This window comes from Nitrosomonas sp. Nm84 (genome assembly GCF_003201565.1).
GTDB lineage: Bacteria > Pseudomonadota > Gammaproteobacteria > Burkholderiales > Nitrosomonadaceae > Nitrosomonas.
Window position 1 is genome coordinate 62,834 of the sequence record NZ_QJJP01000004.1, and the last position, 15,726, is coordinate 78,559.

Genomic DNA, 15,726 nt, shown 5'->3' on the forward strand with positions numbered 1-15,726 from the left:
AGAATATCGAACCATAGCGCCACTAACGTTCAACCAAAATCACCTCAACCGTCTCCACTTTACCATCCCGCCGATATCGCAGTTCAGTTTTTTCCCCTGCCTTAAGCGTTCTTAAAATATTGGCATACGACGCCAAATCACTAATCGGTTGCCCAGCCAGTTGAGTCAAAATATCGCCTTGTTGTAGTCCCGCGAGCTGCGCCGGAGAGTCGGGGATGACGCTGTCCACGCGCACGCCGTCGCCTTGGTAGGAGAAGTCCGGCACGGTGCCGAGGCTGGTTTTGCGTTTGTCTTTGGTTTTTGCTTCTGTGGACTCGTCTTGCGTGTTCTGCGATTGTAAGGTAACGGTCAACGGTTCGATGCGGTTCGCCAGATATTCGGTAGCTTCCTTGAGGATGGCGGCGACTTTGACCAGTCCGGCGGTGTCGATTTTATCCACGGTGTCGCCGGGAGCGTGGTAATCCTCGTGTGCGCTGGCGAAAAACTGCACGGCGGGGATGCCGGCTTTGATGAATGCAGCCTGGTCGCTGGAGCCGAAATCATCTTGCACAGCATTAACGGGAATGCCGGTGACAAAGCCTGCGCCGCGGAAAACGTGCACCAATTCACGCGCACTGCCGGTGCCAAACAGGGTGACCGGATTGTTGCCCAGTCGTCCGACGGTATCCAGGTTCAGCATGGCCGCAATTTTTTCCACTGGAAAGTCTTTGGTGTTGTTGATGTAATGCTTGGAGCCGAGCAAGCCGGCTTCTTCACCGGTAAACGCTATAAAAATGATGGTGCGTTCCGGCTGCCATTTGGGAACGATTTGCCGCGCCAGCTCCAGCATGACGGCGATGCCGCTGGCATTATCGTCCGCGCCGTAATGAATTTTTCCTTGGTGGGCTGCGCGGACATCCGGCCAACCCATGCCTAGATGGTCATAATGTGCGCCGATGATGAGGCTTTGCCCGGCGAGTTGCGGATTGGTACCCGGTAAAATGCCGATGACATTGCGTAATGCGATGTTGCCTTTCGGTGCGCCGACATCCTGTTGCCAGTTCTGAAAATAACTGTTGTCATCACCGCCCGGCACCAGGTCAATCTGCTGAAATTGCTTGGCGATATAGGTTGCCGCGGTATCCAGTTCAGGGCTGCCGAGTTCGCGCCCCTTGAATGCCGCACTGGATAGATGCGTGATATCGGCCAACATGCGAGCTTCGGAAAATACCGGTGGCAGCTCTGCCAATGCGCGGCGCGGTTTTGTGGTGCCAGCGTGAGCAGCAGTCACTGTTGCATGGTCTTTTTGCTGTATCAATTGGGTGAGCGGTGATTGCGTGACAGGCCACTGGCCTTTATGCACGTTGGCCAGCTCATCGCCGTTTTTAAATACCAAATAACTGTATTTGCGGTAGTGCGGCAATTTATTGGCTAATTCTGCAATCGCCTTGGGCTGATCGGAAGCTACCCATAACAGCGTTTTATCCGGGTTGGAGGGTTGCCTGGCCGTCAATACAATGGCGTGTTCAGTCTGCTGGTACGTTTGTTGATCGAGTTGCAGCTTGCCATGTTGATAAGCGACACCTTGTTCCGCTAAGGTGTCGAGTAGTGCGTTGCTGAATTTGTTTTGCCAGCCCATGATCCAAACCGTTCGGTCTGTGGGTAAAACAGGTAATTGATCGTCGGTGATGACTTCCAGTGCGGCCGATTGGGTTTTTTGCCATTGCATCGCCAGTGAGCGATAGGCTTGCAGTATTTCCTTGTCAGCCTTTGCCGGTAGCACCAATAATGGCTTTTCAGCACCGAATCCTTGCGACAACGCAGCAGGAATCTCGCGGCTATCCAAGCGTCTGAATACATCAAATTGCGGGTCGATGTCGATGCGCACGGGGCGTGCGTGAAAATCCATTGCTATTTGGTGCGTCTTACCATCGAAAGTGATTTGCGATGAATGCGCTTGCGCTTCTCCTTCCAAAGTGACCGAAATGGGTATCGTCAACTGATACAACTCGCCGGGCTGGGTTTGTTCGAGTTGCGCTTTGAGCCTGAATCCTTGCGCAGTGGGCTCGGCTTTCGCATGGCGCAATAATAGATTGGGAGCGCCGCTGCGATGCACCCATTGATCAAATTGCCGGGAGAGATCCTTGTCTGTCACTGTGCTGAATGTGGCCTTCAAGTCGTCAAAAGTCGCCTGCTTGAATTTGAATTGTTTATAAAACTGCCGCAACGCGCGCACAAAATCCTCATCACCTAATTCCTGGCGCAGCATATGGAAAAACATCATGGTTTTTCCATAGCCGACGGCTTCCGAGCTGGCACTATGCCGCGACACAAACTGAATAATTGGAAAATCCTTTTCCTTGTTGACAAAATCTGCGTATTTTTGCAGCACGTCACGGCGATATTCTTCGCCTTTGCCGCGTTGCTCGTTGACCAGATGATCGGCGAGATAGGCGGTCAATCCTTCCGCCCAGTTTCCTTTGGCATAATCGACAAACACGCCGTTGCCCCAATAATTATGCAAAATTTCATGCGGGTACGAGGAATGCAGGATGAATGGGAAGCGAATCACCTTGGGGCCCAGCAGCGTAAAAGAAGGCATGCCGTAGCCGGTTTCCCAGAAATTTTCAACGAGCGCGAATTTCGTGTAAGGGTAGGGGCCGAGTAGCTTGTTGTACATGGCAATATATTGCGCCGTGGTATCCAGATATTTTTGTGCGAGCGCTTCATCGGCATTGCGCAGATAAACCAGCGCGTTCACCGCACCGGCGGATTGCGTGTAACGTTGATAGCGCCCGGCAACGATGTAAATGTCATCCTGCGGTTGCTTTTCTTCCCAAGTTACCTGTTGGGTTGTCGGTGTTTTGTGTTCACGCACTAAAGTGCCCTGGCTGACGACATCCCAATCGACGGGTACCTGAATATCCAACTGAAACGACACCATGGCGTCGTCAAACTGCGGATACCAGGCAGTGGAATTCGCCAGAAAAATCCCTTCATTCGAGATGATGCCGGGGGTGTAACTGAAACTGCGCGCGTATTCCTGACCGGGGCCTTGTACCGGGTGATTAATGGTGCCATTGAAATGCAGGGTGAATGTTTTCTGCTGGGGCGGCAATGTGAGTGTGTAATGCTTTAACGGGATGGCTCTGTTCGAAGTCGCGTTACTCCCTCGCAGCGTGATTTTCGCGCCTTGAACTTCAGTGATCGTTAAACCGGCGTGCAGGCTGAAATCAAGCGTAATCGGTGTGCTGTGCTGCTGGAATTGCTCTGGCACGGCGATATGGTCTTTGACACGAATCTCAGAAATATCTGGTGCCAGCACAATTTCCATCTGATGCTGAAATGTTTGATTGTTGGCTGATACGATCATGCTATAGAGCATGCAACTGACGACGGCAATCCACGTCACACTGAGGTTTATTAATTTTTGCATTCTTTTTATAGGGATAAGTTATTTATTCGAAGCATTGTGGCAGATACCGGTTATTATCACCAAACGCATTCTATAACACATAATGTTTACTTTCCTTTTACAGCTATGTTTAAATGTTTTTCATTTAGCAATAGGGCTTGTAAGTCAAATGAAACCAATGAAAAATTATATTCAAACTCCTTTCTTTACTGATTCTGCTGTCATCAGCAGCTTTTTATTACCACTGGCTTTCCTGGCGGTCAGCCATGCTGGTGCGGCGGACTTCATCACCGGCGAACAGCAGCTTTCCACCAAGGAGAAAAGAGCCGGCGAAGCGTATTACCGCCAAGACATGAAATGGATGGTTTATCAGGCGGAACTGTCCGATGACAATCCTTTTTACCAGATTTTCCTGAAAAATATTGCCAGCGGTACAGTGCAGCAGGTTTCGCCAGGAAATGGCAAAACCACGTGCGCGTGGGTTCATCCCGCGCAGGAAAAAGTGCTGTTTTCATCGACGCATGAAGATGTCGGGGCAAAAGCCAAGATGGATGCGGAAATCGAGCGCAGGAAATCCGGCGAGCGGCAATCGTATGCATGGGATTACGATGAGTTTTATGACATCTACGAAACTGATTTTACCGGCGGGAAAATCAGAAATCTTACCAAAACGCTGGGATACGATGCAGAAGCCTCCTGGTCGCCGGACGGTAAGCTGATCGCTTTCGCTTCCAACCGCAGGGCGTATACGGAAAAATTATCCGATGAGGAAGCTGCGTTGTTCAAAGCTAATCCGTCTGCCATGATCGATATTTACATCATGGATGCGGATGGTTCCAACGTGAAACGATTAACGCACACCAAAACCTATGATGGCGGCCCGTTTTTCAGTCCGGACGGAAAACGGATCGTGTGGCGGCGTTTTTCTGAGAATGGCCGGGATGCTGAAATTTTCACCATGAACATCGATGGAACCGATCAGAAGCAAATCACGCGCTTGAATGTCATGTCGTGGGCGCCTTTTTATCATCCGTCCGGAAAATATGTCATTTTTGCGACGAATGTGCATGGACACCGCAATTTTGAACTGTACATCGTCGATGTCGATGGCCAGAAAGAACCGGTGCGCGTGACGGATAAAGAAGGTTTTGATGGATTGCCGGTATTTACGCCGGATGGCAATTATCTGACCTGGACCAGCGATCGTACGCCCGAGAAAAAGGGGCAATTGTTTCACGGCAAATGGGATCATCAGAAAGCACTGGAAAGCCTTTCGTTGAAATAATGACGGAAATTTTGTAGCCAATGTGTTGCCGGAGCGAAGAGATGGGCTCTTCGCCTTGCGGTCACATCAACCACTAGCCTGAATCAATCCATGACCCAACCATCGGCGCCCAACAATCCATCTGCTGTCACCATGCAGGCTTCCGACCAGCTTTATCAGTGGCTGGAAAGTGAGCAGATCAGCTTTGCTTTCACGACTTATCAGGCCAATCGCTTGTTTCTAGTCGGACGCAAGGAAAATGGCCATTTGGCCGTGAATGAGCGCCTGTTTGACAAGCCGATGGGCTTGTACGCCAGCGATGAGAATCTCTACATGGCGACCCGTTACCAGATTTGGCAACTGGAAAATCGTTTGGCACAAAGTGAGCAACAACATGGCTGTGATCGTTTGTATGTGCCCAGCCAATCCCATACCACGGGTGATTTGAATGTGCATGATGTCGTGGTCACGGAAGAGCAAAAGCTATTATTTATTAACACTGATTTCAGTTGTGTTGCTACCTTGCAACCAGGGTTCAGTTTCGCACCTGTGTGGAAACCGCCATTTATCACCAGGTTCGCAGCCGAAGATCGTTGTCACTTGAATGGCTTGGCCATGCAAGACGGAAAACCCACGTATGTGACCGCGTGCAGCGTCACAGACGAAGCGGCAGGCTGGCGCAATCATCGCCTGGATGGCGGGGTGGTGATGCACATTCCCAGCAATGAAATCATCGCCACTGGCTTGTCCATGCCGCATTCGCCGCGCTGGTATCAAGGTAAATTGTGGCTGCTCAATTCCGGCACTGGCGAATTCGGTTATTTGGATGGCGATACATTTGTGCCGGTATTATTTTGCCCAGGTTTCGTGCGGGGTTTGGCCTTTTGGAAAAATTATGCCTTGGTTGGCTTATCAAAACTGCGCTCAAAAGTTTTTTCCGGTTTGTCGCTGGAGCAGCGGCTTGCGGCAGATAACATGACATCGCAATGCGGCCTGATGATTATTGATCTCAAGTCGGGCAATATCATCCACACGCTGACCATTGACGGCGTCGTGCAGGAATTGTTCGATGTCGTGGTGCTGCCGAATGTCCGTAAACCCAGAGCGCTGGGTTTCCAGGATGATGACATTGACCGCATGATCTCTTTTCCCGGTTCAGGGGGGATGATTGCGACCAAACCGACGGTAAAGCGCCCCGGTTTGAGTCAACCGGTGCAGGTGCCCGGCGTGCCGCGCGCTTCACAATTGGATCAACCGGGCGAGCCGGCGATAAAGTATCAGAAAGTCTTTCATCTCACCCCGGAAAGTCTGCTTCCTTACGAAGCAATGACTTATCCCAGTTTGCAAAAACGCTGGCAAACACATCCGCAACGCGGCGAATTAGTGGGCATATCCGCATCAATTGCAGGCGAAATGATTGGTTTCGCCGTAGCGGAATGCTGGCAGGAAAACGAGCAACCGCACGTTGAGTTGCTGTCATCGTATGTTTTGCCCGCCTACCGGCATCAACCAATTGAAAGGCAATTGCATCAGCACTTGCAGCAAGTGACGAATGATGTGGTGCAACGTGTTAAATCTTAGGATCTATTATTCGGATAGATGATATGTTGGATGAAAGATACTTCAACGAATTCGATGTGCTGACGTTGCGAATTACAATTTTAAGAGGCTACCGACTGATCAGTGCACTGGGATGTTGAATCAACATGGTGTAATAGTCTTTGTTGCGCGCGACCCAGCCGCGGATTTCGAGCGGTTTGCCAAGGTAAGTCGTTGGTGCGGGAAACAGCTTGAGATTGGTATTGGCGATGCGTATATCAACCTTGTCACTAAAAATCAAGCGTGTGTATTTGCGGCTTTTCTTGATACTGACCGGAGTGCCGGTGAATCGTTGCCAGCCTTTGGTGTGATTGGCAATCTGCGTAATGGGCCGGGACTGATACTCCGGCATTGACCAAATGCCCAGTTTGAGTTTTTCGGCGTGCTGTTGCGCTTGGATCAGCTTGTCGGTGTACAGTGAGTTAGGGGGAATGATACTGACGATCGCCAGACCATTCTCTAATAAAGCCAGGTTGAGGTGTTTGCCATCCGGTAAAAATACATGCGCCAATAAGCGCTTATATTTATCCCGCTTTTCCTGATCAAATTCCAGATAAACCTTCTGGTCCTGCAATTGAGCTTGCAGCCACTTTTTTGCGGCAACACCCCCTGGTTCTTCCTCGCGCTGCTGGCTTTCGATTTCGGGCGTGTTGATTCCCAGTAAGCGGACGTGCTTTTTATCGTCTAATATAATCGTATCACCGTCATAAACCCTGGCGACTTGATGCAATTGGCGGCTGGGCTGGCTGAGGATCTCGATTTGCCGGGCACCGACAGAAGGCTTGTCAGAATAAGTGACGCGTCCTTGAGGATCAACGTTGCGGTAAATTTCGGCCGCAAATCCAGTGGATGCGACAAGACAGAGGATCAGGTAGAGGATGAAATAATGCTGCTTGCTGAAAAACATCGCAGGTATTTTCAAAAAATGGATTTTGGATAGCATATGGCACACATGATGCCATAATAGATTAACTCGTAGAATAGAGTAAAACAGAGCGGATTGACGCCTATAAACTAGGCAGTCCCTCACAAAGTGATTGTGGGGGAGAAGCGCACAAAAATTCGCTGGATTAATGTGTCACTGTGACTAATGAACGGGCGAATTGATATTTGGATTTTTTCTGCGATACCTCAAAAAACCCAGCAGTCCCAATCCGGCTAACCACATGGCATAAGTTTCAGGTTCAGGAATCTGTGGTGGCGATGGTCCTTCAATACCGCCAGTTATTGTACCGCCGATGCCAAATTCACCACCGATTGCGCTGTTTAAGGCTGAGATGCCATCAGCGTTCAACAGGATGGAACGAAATTCATTGCTATCGGAGGAATTGTAAATAAACGATCCATACGATACGCCGGTCATCAAGTCGTCATAAACGGCAGCATTGGTTCCTGTCGCATGCACTTCGGACAATGGGGAAGTGACATCGAATAGCTGATAATCCACCGAGCTGCCCGCGACTGTGTAGGTGAATAAATTGAACGATGCCGAGGTTATGGTCCCACTGATACCTGATAGATCGAAGGTAAAGTAGTTGTTATGGTTGCCTGTAGTTGCAGTTGAACCGTGGCCAGCAAAGTAATTTTTGTTTGACGCATCATGACCGAAATCGCTAGTCCACCAGCCGCTATCAGTGATTGGCACAAAAAAATCTCCACTGCTGGTGGTAATATTCAAGCTATTGGAACTATTGAGACTGCTATGACCATAAACATACAAATCTGCCACTGCAGATCCCGACAACGAAATCCCGATAATAGATACCGCATAACCCAGTCTGCTTTTTAGATTCATCACTGCTCCTCAGTTCGGTTGTTATTTGAGTAATCAACAAGATATATAGCAAAGATAACTTATATCACAATTTTGTTCAGACAGTATTTCAATTTCTAAGCATGTCAGTCGCCGATTTTTTGCAAACGAGAAAATTGCGATGAAAGTCAACATAAGCCAAACTTCCGGAAGAAAGTAGATTAAAATTGGCGCTTATCGGATTTCAGGAATATTTATCAGTTCATCGCGACACGTTTTATGGTTAAAATCAGACTGGTTCAGCTGATTGATGCTAATATCGGCGCCAGTTAAGTCTGCGATGAATACTTGTACGTTGACCAGGAATATTTTAATTCATTTAAAAATCATGAGACTGTCGTTTGTTCGCTGTTTCTCCAAATAAATTTCACCATTAACATTTAGTATGCCACCTGAAGTTCTCATTGAGGCTAATAACCTGAGTTTCTCCTACGACACGCGCCCGATTCTGAAAGGTATCGATATGTCCATGCGGCGTGGTCAGGTGGTCGCCATTATGGGCGGTAGCGGGTCGGGTAAAACTACGTTGCTGAGACTGATCAGCGGCGCAATTCAGCCGACGTCCGGGCATGTGAAGTTTGCCGGAGAAGTGGTGCATGAACTCAATCGTGATGCGCTGTTCAAGTTGCGGCGCAAGATGGGCATGTTGTTTCAGTTTGGTGCGTTGTTCACCGATTTGTCGGTGTTTGACAATGTCGCATTTCAAATACGCGAACATACCAATTTGCCGGAATCGATGATTCGCGATCTGGTGCTGATGAAATTAAATGCTGTCGGTTTGCGCGGTGCGCATCAGCTCATGCCCAATGCACTATCCGGTGGCATGGCGCGGCGCGTGGCGTTGGCGCGCTCTATCGCATTGGATCCGATGCTAATTATGTATGACGAACCGTTTACCGGACTGGATCCGATCTCATTGAGCGTGATCGGGAATCTGATTCGCCGCTTGACCGATGCGCTAGGTATGACATCGATCGTAGTGACGCATGACGTGCAAGAATCCCTGAAAATTGTGGATTATGTTTACTTCATTGCAGATGGTGTGATCGCTGCGCAGGGTACGCCGAAAGAAGTGCGCGAATCGGTAGCACCGTTTGTGCACCAGTTTGTGCATGGTGAAGAAGATGGACCGGTACCGTTTCATTATCCGGCACAAACTTACCAAGAGGATTTGAAGTTGGAGGATACTTTTGCCTAGACGTATCGTATCCGCTGTTCAACATATCGGGCATCGCGTGATTGAAAGCATCTGGCGGTTGGGCTACGCCAGTCGTTTTTTTATTCTGGTGCTATTAAAATCCGGCACCAGTTTGCGCCGCTTTGGTTTGGTCATGCGGGAGCTGTATTTTACCGGTGTTTTGTCACTGATCATCATCGTGGTGTCCGGGCTTTTTGTCGGCATGGTGTTGGGTTTGCAAGGCTATGAAACGCTACAAAAATATGGGTCGGAATCTGCGGTCGGCACATTGGTTGCCTTGTCTTTGGTACGCGAACTGGGTCCCGTAGTGGCTGCCTTATTGTTTGCCAGTCGTGCCGGTTCGGCGATTACCGCAGAAATAGGTTTGATGAAGGCAACGGAACAACTGGCAGCGATGGGCATGATGGCGGTTGATCCGGTCGCCCGCGTAGTGGCGCCGCGTTTCTGGGCAGGCGTTATTTCCATGCCACTTCTGGCAGCAATATTTTCTGTCATGGGTGTTTTTGGTGGTTATCTGGTCACTGTGGTATTCATTGGCGTGGATGAAGGTTCCTTCTGGTCGCAAATGCAAAGCGCGGTTGATTTCAGGTTTGATATATTGAACGGTTTTATTAAAAGCTGCTTTTTTGGCGTGGCTGTGACGGCTATCGCAGTGTTTGAAGGCTACGACGCGCCGCCCACGGCGGAAGGCGTTTCAGGCGCAACAACACGTACCGTGGTGACTTCGTCATTAGTGATTTTAGGGCTTGATTTTATTTTGACCGCTTTCATGTTTAGAGGAGTTAGTTGATGCAGCGGACAACAATGGATTTGTGGGTGGGATTGTTTGTGATCACAGGAATTATCGCACTCATGATATTGAGTCTTAAAGTCGGTAATCTGAATGTTTACAATCCGTCACAAAGCTATGTAATTACTGGGAATTTTGAGAATATCGGCGGCCTGAAAGTGCGTGCACCGGTAAAAAGCGCCGGCGTTGTCGTGGGACGTGTCACGGATATTCAATTCAGCACACAGACTTACGATGCGGTGGTAACTATGGATATGGATAGTCGCTTTCCCTTTCCCAAAGATACCTTTGCCAGCATTCTGACAGCGGGCTTATTGGGCGAACAGTACATCGGGTTGGCTGCGGGCGGGGATGAGGTGATGTTGAAAAATGGCGATAAAATCATGAAAACCAACTCCGCTATGGTACTTGAAGAATTAATTGGCCGTTTTCTATTTAATAAAGCTGCTGATGACGATTCTTTCTGATTAAGTGGAATTTGTTAATTTGATGTTGATTGGTTTAGTATTGCGTAATACTTAAAATTTTGGTGAGGAAACGATGAAAAGATTTTTTGGGATAATTTTATTAATATTTTCTAACTTGCTGGTATTCCCTGCGTGGTCAGCGGATTTGGCGCCTGATAGACTGGTTGATGAGACCGTCAAGGAAGTGATCGAGATTATTCAGAAAGATGAGCAATTGAAGAATGGTAACAAGGAAAAAATGCTCGACTTGATCGAAACCAAAATTTTACCGCATTTCAATTTCACACGTATGACCCAACTGGCGATGGGCCAACATTGGTCAGCAGCAGTGCCGGATCAGCAAAAAAAATTGGTGGATGAGTTTCGCACGTTGTTGGTGCGTACCTATTCCAACGCATTGACCAGCTATAACCACGAAACGATTAAAGTGAATCCGTTAAAGCAACTGGGTAATAATGTGGAAACTACGGTTCGGACGGTAGTCATTCAGGGCAACGGAAAAGAACCGGTACCGATTGATTACAGCATGGAGAAAAAGTCGGATGGTTGGAAGGTTTATGATGTCACGGTTGCTGGCGTGAGCCTGGTTACCAATTATCGCGGATCCTTTAACAGTCAGGTTCGCAAGGGCGGCGTAGAAGGACTGATTAAAACGCTGTCTGACAAAAATAAATCGTTGGAAGGTAAAAAATAATTCGGTCGAATCAGTAACTCGAGTTCTTTAACCTCATGGTACTTCGTGAAGATCATAAAATTATCGTGCAAGGCGCGGTCACCATCGAAAATGTGGTGACCATGACGCGGCGCGGGGTGGCGTTATTCGACGAACAGCATGTCGTAATTGACCTGAACAAAGTAACCGAGGTGGACTCGACCATTATCAGTATGCTGTTGGAATGGTTACGTGCAGCCCGCAAGAAAGGCTGTCAATTACAGTTCATTAATTTACCCGCTAACCTTGAAAGCTTAATTCAATTGTACGGTATTGCCGAATTGATTCCGGTGATGCCAGGTCATGAAACTCAGCAGCGCAATGCCTGATTCGATTCATATTCGTTGTTGTTAAAATCCCAGAGTAACCCTTCTGATTGATACGTCCAATGTTGCCTGCCATTGAAGTCAAGCAAGTGAGTAAATGCTATGGCAACTTGTGTGCGCTGACTGATATTGATCTCGAAATTCATTCCGGTGAATTTTTTGCGCTGTTGGGTCCCAATGGCGCCGGCAAAACAACACTGATCAGTATTATTGCCGGCCTGTCACATGCCAACAGCGGCTCGGTGCGTGTGATGGGGCACAATGTTACTTCGCAGTATCAACAAGCACGGCGAAATCTAGGCGTAGTGCCACAAGAGCTGGTTTTTGATCCTTTCTTCACTGTGCGTGAGACCCTATTAATACAATCGGGTTATTACGGCATCAAGGGGAATGCGGATTGGATCGATGAAATCATTGAACGCTTGGATTTAGCGGATAAGGCGAATGTGAACATGCGTGCGTTGTCAGGCGGCATGAAACGCCGCGTTCTGGTTGCGCAAGCACTCGTGCACAAGCCGCCGGTGATTATTCTGGATGAGCCGACAGCCGGCGTGGATGTTGAGTTACGCCAAACACTGTGGCATTTCATTCAACAACTGAACCAGGATGGGCATACCATTGTGTTGACCACGCATTATCTGGAAGAGGCCGAGACACTCTGTCATCGTGTTGCGATGCTGAAGGCAGGAAAAATTATCGCACTGGATAGTACGCAGAACATGATTGGAAAAATGACTTCGGGAAATTCGTTGAAACTTCGACTGCTGCCGGATACCTTGCCACCGGTGTTACAAGCGTTACAAATTAGCCACCACAATGGAATGTACGAACTTAAGATCGAGAACTATGCACATGTTGAATTTATTTTGGCGTCATTGCGGTCTGAAAATAACCAGATATTGGAAATGCACTTGCAGCAACCCGATCTGGAAGATGTCTTTATCAATTTGATGAAACACGACAGGAAGCGAGCACAATGACCGGATTCTTGACATTGCTGTATAAGGAATTACTGCGTTTTTGGAAAGTGGGCTTCCAAACCATCATCGCACCGATGGTGTCAACGCTATTGTATTTGCTGATCTTTTTTCATGTGTTAGAGGTGCATACGCAGGTTTATCCGGGAGTCGCATATACTACTTTTCTGATCCCGGGATTGGTTATGATGACGGTCATTCAGAATGCATTTGCCAACTCATCCTCCAGCATGATTCAATCAAAAATCAGCGGTAATATCGTATTTGTCTTGTTATCGCCATTATCGTATCGCGCCATTTTCTTTGCCTATATTCTGGCGTCGATTGTGCGGGGATTATTGGTTGGCATGGGTGTTTATCTGGTTACACTGATATTCTTCGATATTCCGTTGCTATTACCTTTATGGACGTTACTGTTTGTGATCCTGGGTAGTGCGATGCTGGGTGCATTGGGATTGATCGCAGGTATCTGGGCTGATAAATTTGATCAATTGGCGGCTTTCCAGAATTTTATTATTCTGCCTTTCACATTTTTATCGGGTGTGTTTTATACCATACATTCGCTGCCCATCGGCTGGCAGTACTTGTCGCATCTCAATCCATTCTTTTATATGATCGACGGATTTCGGTATGGCTTTTTTGGGGTATCCGATATTTCGCCTTATATTAGCCTCATGATTGTGGCAATATGCTTAATGGTGATTTCACTATTGGCCATTCGAATGCTTAAAATCGGCTATAAGTTGCGCTACTGAATTTATGATGTTAATACTAACTGACTTAATTTTGCATACATAAAATGTATGATGGAGACTAAAATGATTACAGCAGAAAATATAAAGACGACGATTGAATCATCGTTGCCGTGTGAACATGTACAGGTCGAGGGCGATGACGGGCGCCACTTCAGTGCACTGATTGTGAGTGCTGAATTTAACGGAAAAAATACAGTTCAGCAGCATCAATTGGTCTATAAATCGTTGGGCGATAAAATGAAGCAAGAAGTTCATGCGCTATCCATGAGAACACTGACACCGGAACAGTGGGGACAAGAATCCTAGGAGTTTTGATATATCCCTCCTAGGTGGTTAAGCAAGTCTCAAAACAGCTCTGCCGATTGACAATTCGTTATAATCACTGCTTTTATCACTCAGTCTGGAATTCCATTGTTTAGAATACTTGGCGCCATAGTTGGCTTCTTCATGCTTGGTTTTTTGGGTATCTTCCTGGGGTACTTAGTCGGGAGTTTCATTGATCGATTTAAAGCGCTGGGACCGAGCGGAATGAATCCGTTTAATACCACGCGCCGTCAATCGGTTTTTCTTGAAACTGCTTTTGTTTTAATGGGGAAATTGGCCAAGGCGGATGGCCGCGTTTCAGAAACGGAAGTGTCCCATGTAGAGCAATTCATGCAAAAACTGGGTATGACGCCTGAACACCGGCTCAAGGCAATCGCGCTGTTCAAGCAAGGTGCCGCGGTAGATTACGACATTCATCCCAAAATGAATGAATTCCTTGCAATATGCGGTCATTCCAATAACCTGAAGCAGATGCTATTGGTTTATCTGATTATCATGGGATTATCCGATGGACATTTGAATTCCGACGAAGAAGGATTACTGCATGTGATTGCCGGTCGCCTGGGCTATAGCCATGCTGCGTTCAATCAATTGCTCGACATGGTGCTGAATCAAATGCATTTTGCCGGAGGGCAAAGTACATCGGCCAGCGCGCTGGATGATGCATATAAAGCATTGGGTGTCAGCAAAGACAGTACCGATCAGGAAATCAAGCATGCTTATCGCAAGTTGATGAGCCAATATCATCCGGATAAATTGATGGGGCAGGGCGTGCCGGAGGAAATGATCGCGGTGGCAACCGAACAAGCCAAAGAAGTGCAAACCGCCTATGATTTGATCAAAAAAAGCCGCGAATAGAGTCGTGCCGCCGCTTAGCAGGCCGCTGAAAGATGTTTTCGGGGCAAGCCGGTACCAGTCAAGAACAGGGGAGAAAGCGCAGCTTATGCGTAATAAATGAGCATTTTGAGCCTATTTTTAACACCGTAGCGGCAACGCAGATAGTTTTTCAACGGCCTATTAGTTTTTTTGTATCTTGATTTAATTGATTTTCAAAATGAAACCGTTACTCTATAGCTTTCGCCGCTGCCCTTTTGCAATCCGCGCCAGACTGGCAATCCAAGTCAGTGGCGTGGCAGTGGACACACAGGAAGTCAGCTTGCGCGCCAAGCCGAAAGAAATGCTGGCATGTTCGCCCAAAGGCACAGTGCCGGTGTTAAAGTTTGCCGATGGCCATGTGCTCGAACAAAGCTTGGACATCATGCACTGGGCGCTGGCTCAGAATGATCCTGAGCACTGGCTGGATAACGATCAGACGGTAACGGCTGAAATGATGTCATTGATCCAACACAATGATGAGTCGTTTAAGCCGAAACTGGATCTGTATAAATATGCGGTGCGTTATCCGCAGCACTCTGAGTTCTACTACCGTGAGCAAGCCGAACCCTTTCTGGCTGAATTGGAGTCACGCTTAAGTAACGATGGCTATCTGCTGGCGGGCCGTTATACGCTGGCGGATATGGCGATTTTTCCGTTCATCCGGCAATTTTCCAACGTCAATCCGGATTGGTTTTATGCCTCTCACTATCATCATCTGATTGCATGGTTAGATCGGTTGGTCAGTTCAGAATTATTTCAAAATATAATGCGGAAAGAAGCTGATTAATAGTCATGGTAACCAACTGTTTGTATTAATACTTAGCGCGTCAGTGCCCGTCAATAATCGTCAGATTTATCACATTCTGCTTTTGATAATTTTCTTCAAATTTGATATTTTGCCAGGAAGATGCACATAATATGATCTGCACTGCAAAGTCAAACTTGGTATAGTCCACAGGTATCCTGTGCACTTTAATGGTGCTTCATTGGTTCCATTAGCTGATGGTGAGATGTTTTTGACAACAATTGATGGTTTTTAGCTTTATCTTTGCTTGTTTCAGAATTTTCTGTTTCTGCAGCAAATAGGTGTCTTTCCCATAAGAAACATCCAATAATGAAAAAGACCGTCCAGCAGATAATTTGAACTTTCTTCCAGTTAGCCATAATCTTATGTTCCTCTCGATATTGAGTTGTGCTCAGGTGAAAATCCAACTTCTTAAACTCTTTATAA

16 protein-coding genes are annotated in these 15,726 nt (G+C 47.5%); 12 read left to right on the plus strand and 4 right to left on the minus strand.

Annotation, left to right across the window (positions count from 1 at the left end; translation table 11 throughout):
* Positions 1-22: 22 nt before the first annotated feature.
* The gene (locus tag C8R34_RS03445) at positions 23-3,415 is read right to left on the minus strand and encodes a M20/M25/M40 family metallo-hydrolase (RefSeq protein WP_110337872.1); all 3,393 of its coding nucleotides are present in this window, start codon (positions 3,413-3,415) and stop codon (positions 23-25) included.
* A 157-nt stretch (positions 3,416-3,572) separates the two neighbouring features.
* On the opposite strand from C8R34_RS03445, the gene C8R34_RS03450 reads away from it, so the two are divergent.
* Together C8R34_RS03450 and C8R34_RS03455 are read left to right on the plus strand one after the other, a co-directional pair.
* Positions 3,573-4,679, plus strand: coding sequence for a PD40 domain-containing protein (locus tag C8R34_RS03450; protein ID WP_110337874.1), 1,107 nt, complete (start codon positions 3,573-3,575; stop codon positions 4,677-4,679).
* 90 nt (positions 4,680-4,769) lie between these two features.
* Positions 4,770-6,239: a TIGR03032 family protein gene (locus tag C8R34_RS03455; protein WP_110337876.1), complete on the plus strand. Its 1,470-nt coding sequence runs from the start codon at positions 4,770-4,772 to the stop codon at positions 6,237-6,239.
* 88 nt (positions 6,240-6,327) lie between these two features.
* Here C8R34_RS03455 and C8R34_RS03460 read toward each other — a convergent pair whose 3' ends face one another.
* Positions 6,328-7,200, minus strand: a complete 873-nt coding sequence (locus tag C8R34_RS03460; protein WP_258364337.1) for a thermonuclease family protein — start codon at positions 7,198-7,200, stop codon at positions 6,328-6,330.
* A 144-nt stretch (positions 7,201-7,344) separates the two neighbouring features.
* On the minus strand, positions 7,345-8,052 hold the full coding sequence (locus C8R34_RS03465) for a PEP-CTERM sorting domain-containing protein (protein ID WP_110337880.1): 708 nt from the start codon (positions 8,050-8,052) through the stop codon (positions 7,345-7,347).
* 403 nt (positions 8,053-8,455) lie between these two features.
* On the opposite strand from C8R34_RS03465, the gene C8R34_RS03470 reads away from it, so the two are divergent.
* The 10 genes from C8R34_RS03470 (at position 8,456) to C8R34_RS03515 (ending at position 15,282) form a co-directional block, all read left to right on the plus strand.
* Entirely contained in the window at positions 8,456-9,268 is an 813-nt protein-coding gene (locus C8R34_RS03470; protein WP_110337882.1) for an ABC transporter ATP-binding protein, read from the plus strand.
* Positions 9,261-10,058: a lipid asymmetry maintenance ABC transporter permease subunit MlaE gene (gene mlaE, locus C8R34_RS03475; protein WP_110337884.1), complete on the plus strand. Its 798-nt coding sequence runs from the start codon at positions 9,261-9,263 to the stop codon at positions 10,056-10,058. Before C8R34_RS03470 ends, mlaE begins: the two co-directional genes overlap by 8 nt.
* Positions 10,058-10,525, plus strand: coding sequence for an outer membrane lipid asymmetry maintenance protein MlaD (gene mlaD, locus C8R34_RS03480; RefSeq protein WP_110337886.1), 468 nt, complete (start codon positions 10,058-10,060; stop codon positions 10,523-10,525). Before mlaE ends, mlaD begins: the two co-directional genes overlap by 1 nt.
* Before the next feature lie 73 nt (positions 10,526-10,598).
* Entirely contained in the window at positions 10,599-11,219 is a 621-nt protein-coding gene (locus tag C8R34_RS03485; RefSeq protein WP_110337888.1) for a phospholipid-binding protein MlaC, read from the plus strand.
* A 35-nt stretch (positions 11,220-11,254) separates the two neighbouring features.
* Positions 11,255-11,566: a lipid asymmetry maintenance protein MlaB gene (locus C8R34_RS03490; RefSeq protein ID WP_110337890.1), complete on the plus strand. Its 312-nt coding sequence runs from the start codon at positions 11,255-11,257 to the stop codon at positions 11,564-11,566.
* A 59-nt stretch (positions 11,567-11,625) separates the two neighbouring features.
* Positions 11,626-12,543 carry an ABC transporter ATP-binding protein gene (locus C8R34_RS03495; RefSeq protein ID WP_110337892.1) on the plus strand — a complete coding sequence of 306 codons (918 nt, stop codon included), beginning with the start codon at positions 11,626-11,628 and terminating at the stop codon, positions 12,541-12,543.
* Positions 12,540-13,295, plus strand: coding sequence for an ABC transporter permease (locus C8R34_RS03500; protein ID WP_110337894.1), 756 nt, complete (start codon positions 12,540-12,542; stop codon positions 13,293-13,295). Before C8R34_RS03495 ends, C8R34_RS03500 begins: the two co-directional genes overlap by 4 nt.
* 63 nt (positions 13,296-13,358) lie before the next feature.
* Complete coding sequence (locus C8R34_RS03505; RefSeq protein WP_110337896.1) at positions 13,359-13,601, plus strand: BolA family protein; 243 nt, start codon at positions 13,359-13,361, stop codon at positions 13,599-13,601.
* Positions 13,602-13,706: 105 nt separating this feature from the next.
* The gene (gene djlA / locus C8R34_RS03510) at positions 13,707-14,477 is read left to right on the plus strand and encodes a co-chaperone DjlA (protein ID WP_110337898.1); all 771 of its coding nucleotides are present in this window, start codon (positions 13,707-13,709) and stop codon (positions 14,475-14,477) included.
* Between the two features lie 196 nt (positions 14,478-14,673).
* Entirely contained in the window at positions 14,674-15,282 is a 609-nt protein-coding gene (locus C8R34_RS03515; protein ID WP_110337900.1) for a glutathione S-transferase, read from the plus strand.
* Positions 15,283-15,467: 185 nt separating this feature from the next.
* Here C8R34_RS03515 and C8R34_RS03520 read toward each other — a convergent pair whose 3' ends face one another.
* On the minus strand, positions 15,468-15,659 hold the full coding sequence (locus C8R34_RS03520; protein WP_110337902.1) for a hypothetical protein: 192 nt from the start codon (positions 15,657-15,659) through the stop codon (positions 15,468-15,470).
* Positions 15,660-15,726 lie beyond the last annotated feature (67 nt).